Source organism: Mycobacterium sp. 1423905.2, assembly GCF_001673155.1.
Taxonomy (GTDB): Bacteria; Actinomycetota; Actinomycetes; order Mycobacteriales; family Mycobacteriaceae; genus Mycobacterium.
Genome location: NZ_LZLE01000078.1, coordinates 1 through 3,966, shown reverse-complemented (window position 1 = coordinate 3,966; position 3,966 = coordinate 1). Strand labels below are relative to the sequence as shown.

At 69.0% G+C, this 3,966-nt stretch carries 5 protein-coding genes and 1 pseudogene; all 6 read right to left on the bottom strand.

The genetic code is table 11. The features are described from left to right. Positions 1-218 (bottom strand): annotated as a pseudogene (gene ppnK / locus A9W95_RS04300) (NAD(+) kinase); the annotation flags it as partial. After that, positions 215-1,024: a TlyA family RNA methyltransferase gene (locus A9W95_RS04295; RefSeq protein ID WP_067409383.1), complete on the bottom strand. Its 810-nt coding sequence runs from the start codon at positions 1,022-1,024 to the stop codon at positions 215-217. The pseudogene ppnK and the gene A9W95_RS04295, both read right to left, overlap by 4 nt. Positions 1,025-1,032: 8 nt before the next feature. Continuing rightward, on the bottom strand, positions 1,033-1,203 hold the full coding sequence (locus A9W95_RS26685; protein WP_156745997.1) for a hypothetical protein: 171 nt from the start codon (positions 1,201-1,203) through the stop codon (positions 1,033-1,035). Between the two features lie 25 nt (positions 1,204-1,228). After that, positions 1,229-2,266, bottom strand: a complete 1,038-nt coding sequence (locus tag A9W95_RS04290) for an HAD-IIA family hydrolase (RefSeq protein WP_067409382.1) — start codon at positions 2,264-2,266, stop codon at positions 1,229-1,231. A gap of 1 nt (position 2,267) precedes the next feature. After that, on the bottom strand, positions 2,268-3,098 hold the full coding sequence (locus A9W95_RS04285; protein WP_082982887.1) for a hypothetical protein: 831 nt from the start codon (positions 3,096-3,098) through the stop codon (positions 2,268-2,270). Positions 3,099-3,142: 44 nt separating this feature from the next. Further along, positions 3,143-3,514: a DUF732 domain-containing protein gene (locus tag A9W95_RS04280; RefSeq protein ID WP_253851555.1), complete on the bottom strand. Its 372-nt coding sequence runs from the start codon at positions 3,512-3,514 to the stop codon at positions 3,143-3,145. Between the last annotated feature and the right edge of the window lie 452 nt (positions 3,515-3,966).

Genomic DNA, 3,966 nt, shown 5'->3' with positions numbered 1-3,966 from the left:
GCGGCCTGCGGATCGGCGTCCACGACGTCGATCTCGACCCCCATGGCCCGCATGTCGTTGGCGTCCAGTCGCAGCGAACCGCGGTCGACCGCTTGGGCGGACAGCGCGCGCAAGCCAACGCCGTTGTCGTTCAACACTTTCTCGACGCGCCGCGCGGTCTCGGTAGCTTCGTCGCGTCCGGTGTGGACGACCAGCAGGACGGTGCGTTCGGCGGTCATCGCGGGCCCTCCGCAACAGCGCGCCGCACCGCACCGTCGAGCGCGTCGCGACCGAGTGCTCGTTCCGTATCGGCCCGCAACCACAGGAAGTACTCGACGTTGCCCGACGGACCCGGCAGCGGACTGGCGGTGACGTCGACGGTGTGCCAGCCGAGTCCCGTGGCACTGCGCGCCACAGCCAGCAACGAATCGGCCCGCAACTGCGGGTCATGGACTACTCCCCCGGGGCCGACCTGGCCCTTGCCCACTTCAAACTGCGGCTTCACCATGGGAACGATATCCGCGCCGGGCGAAGCGCAGCCAACCAGCGCGGGCAATACGGTGGCCAGCGAGATGAAGGACAGGTCGGCGACCACGAGATCAACTGGCCCCCCGATGGCCTCGGCGGACAGGTTGCGCACATTGGTGCGCTCGACGACCACGACCCGCGGGTCGCTGCGCAGCGACCACGCCAGCTGGCCATACCCGACATCGGCGGCTACCACTTCGGCGGCGCCCCGGTCCAGCAGCACCTCGGTGAACCCGCCGGTGGAGGCGCCGGCGTCCAGGCAACGACGGCCACGCACCTCGATCGCGAATGTGTCCAACGCGCCGATCAACTTGTGCGCCCCGCGGGAGACCCAGCTGCGCTCGCCGTCGGTGGCGACCGTCAGGGCAGCGGTCGCGGAGACGGCGGTGGCCGGCTTCACCGCCGGCAGCCCATCGATGCGGACCTTGCCGGCGCCGATCAACTCCGCGGCCTGCTGACGCGATCGGGCGAGACCTCGCCGAACCAACTCGGCGTCGACGCGGGCACGCCGTGGCATGCGTCCACTCAGCCCTTCTCCGCCGACTCCAAGGCGGCCAGCAGCACCTCGTGCGCCTCGGAGAGGCGGCGGGCGATGTCTTCCAGTTCGCTTAGGGACGGCGGGTCGTCGCCGGCGTCGGGGAGCTGCGCCATCAAGCGCTCGATCTCCCCGCGGATCTCGTCAGGATCGATAGTCATTGCGGTCCCTACGCTAGTTGGTCGCCTAGTCACCGTGCAGCAGAGACCAGCGTCGCAAGGCCTCGCGAGCCCGGTCGTCTGCGGCCGCGATGTCGAAGGCCGGCTCGTCGAAGTCGGCGTCCCAGACCGCGTCGGCGACCGCGCGCACAACGGCCAACCCGTCGGTATCGGAATCATCGTCGTCGCCGGTTGCGGTGACCGTCACCGTCCGGTCTTGGATGTCGACCTGCCAGCCGGCCTGCGCACCGACTGCCAGGGTGGCGCCGTCTCGATGCAACGAACGCAAGTCGTGACCGATGTAGGTGGGCCGGTGCGCCGGCCGGGCGTACACGGCGTCGCGGGCGGAGTTCACCCCGGTGAGCACCATCAAGCTCGGCAACCCGGCCGCGTTGGCGCCCTCGATGTCGGTGTCCAGGCGGTCACCGACCACCAGGGGGTTGCGGAAATCCCCGCGGCCGACCGCATCCTTCATCAACTGCGGCCCGGGCTTTCCCGCCACCTGCGGTTGGGCACCGGTGGCCGTGCGCAGGGCGGCCACCAGGGACCCGTTGCCGGGCAGCAGGCCTCGTTCGGTGGGCAAGGTCGGGTCGACATTCGCAGCCACCCATACCGCCCCGGCCTGAATGGCGAGCGCGGCCTCGGCGAGCTCGGGCCAGGCGATCGTCTTGGACAGCCCCTGCACCACAGCGACCGGATCGTCGTCGTAGGTGTGCACCGGGCACAGACCGACCGCGGCGATCTCGTCGGCGAGCGCATCGGTGCCCACGATCAGCACCTTGGCGTCCGGCGGCAGCTGACCGGCCAGCAGATGCGCGGCGCTTTGGGCGCTGGTCACGACGTCCTCGCCGGTGGCGGTGAACCCGAGGTCACGCAGGTGTTCGGCGACCTCGTCGGCGCTGCGGGAGGCGTTGTTGGTGACGAACAGCGTCCGGCCGGCTACCGCATCCAACGACTCCACGGCGCCGTCGGTGGGCTGATGCCCGCGAAACACCGTTCCATCCAGATCGACCAGCAGGCAGTCGTATTCCTGCGCAAGCGTCTTGGTGCCCTCCGCGGGCGTCACGTCAACCAAGCTCGCTGACCCGATCTTCGGCGTCGGTCACGCCTTCGACATCCGCGGCCGCCGACCGCAGAAACCAATCCAGCGCCTCGTTCGTGCGACCCAACGCCAGCAGCGTGTCCGCATACGCATAGAACAGCCGCGCCGCGGTCGACCCGGTACGGGTCGGATCCAACTGCGGAGTCGACAGCACCGTCAGCGCCTGCTCGAGCTGTCCGAGATCGGCACGGGCCCCGGCGGCCACCATGCGCAACTCGTCGGCGTCATCTCCGGAAAGTTGGGCCGCCTCGGGGCCACGCGCGAGTTCGATGGCGCGCTCAGGACGCCCCAGCCCTCGCTCGCAGTCAGCGATCAACGCCAACAGTTGACTCTTGCTGCCCATCCGGCGGGCGGCGCGCAGTTCGGCCAACGCCTGCGCCCAGTCACCCACGTGGTAGGCGGCGATGCCGACGGCTTCGCGGACCGCGGCGATTCTGCTCGCGCGCGCCCGTGCCGCACGCGCGTGACCGAGCGCGGTCTGCGGATCCTCGTCGATCAGCTCACCGGCGGCTACCAAGTGGCGTGCCACCGCGTCGGCAGTGGCGCGATCCAGGGTGCTCAGTTCGCGGCGCACTTCCGGTGCCAGCTGCCTGGCATCGATGTCGGGCGGGATCGCGGGCCCACTGTCGGCCGGCCGGTCGCCGTGCGTCGGCGCCATTCGGGGCTGAGCCGATCGTGCCCGACCGGGACCGGACCATTGACCGTCGCCCTCGCGCCGTGGCCGACGCCGCGGCGCGTCCCCGGATGCCGATCGCGGTCGCCGCTCATCGCCCCGACCGTGCCGTTCGTCCACCACTGGATCAGGTTACGGGCACCCAGACGGTCCGCGCACTTGTGGTGCTACGCCTGCAAACGGTGCGGCATCAGCGGCGCGATGACCGAGGGGCAGTATGTCGCGATCGCCACGATGGTGAACGAGGCGGCCATGTCCCGAGACAATCCGCTGTGTTCGGCCATCCGCGCGGTAATGGACTCGAAGGTGCCGTTCGGTTCGACCAGCATGGGGCAGACGGATCGCCCGAGGGCCATCGTGCTCGCCGGTTGGCTGTAAGGAATACCGGCGTTGTTGAGAGCCGTCAGAAACGCATTGCCCATCATGTCGGCATGCGTCGGTGCCGCTGCCGCCGCCGACACCCCGACCAGTCCAGCGGTCAGGCCCAGCAGTCGCAGGGCCGCCGCGGTCCATGAGTCACCGTGAGACGTTCCAAGCACCGTGACCACACTCCCTGTCCAGAGTCACGTTCGGCGCACGGTCCGGTAAAGGTATGCGCACTGACGCGTTTCGTCGTCAGTCTCTCGCTTTGACCAGGTAAGGCGGCGAGTTTTCGCCGAATCCGACGTCGGTGTCCACCGATCGGAGGACACGGCGGTCAGGTGCATGGCGGAACCGGTTTTCCTCCCGGCCATCAACTGGTTGTGGGATACCCGGCCAGGGCGATCGGTTCGATGATGGTTCTCGAAGCGGAAATCGGTTACAGCGCAGATCCGCTCCCGATCACACGGAAATGAGGAGGTGACCAGATGTCCCACGAGCTGCTGTTCTGCGAGACCGAGAACTCCTACTCGGCGCCGGCGTTCCGCGCCGATGACGCCGTCGAGTGACGTAGTCATTCGCTGCAAGACCTCGGCGGGGGTCTCACAGCTAGGGGGACTGGGAGGTAGTG